We start from the raw sequence: 299 nt of genomic DNA on the forward strand, positions 1-299 counted from the left end.
GGCAAGTCATTCAATCAGCCCCGATAAAGGTCAACTAATTCGTAATACATCGCATCAGCGTGATCGCTCTAAAGGACTTAAGGAACTAATGGAGGTTGTGGGTAGCCACTTTACAAACAGTGAGATGACCCAGATGTATTTTCAGGAACTACGAAAAAGATATCCAAGATACCTCCGTGATCAGTTGAGTATCATAAAAAAGTGTATTGATGTAAGTTCTGTCGAAGTACTTGATGATTCACTTGCGTTATGTATGGAAAGACAACATTTTAGCGCTAATGATTTTCAGGATGTGGTCC

The 299-nt window shown here is 39.8% G+C and carries 1 pseudogene; it reads left to right on the plus strand.

The features are described 5' to 3' along the window. Positions 1-299 (plus strand): annotated as a pseudogene (locus tag M3226_RS31840) (IS21 family transposase); the annotation flags it as partial.

This window comes from Neobacillus cucumis (assembly GCF_023715505.1).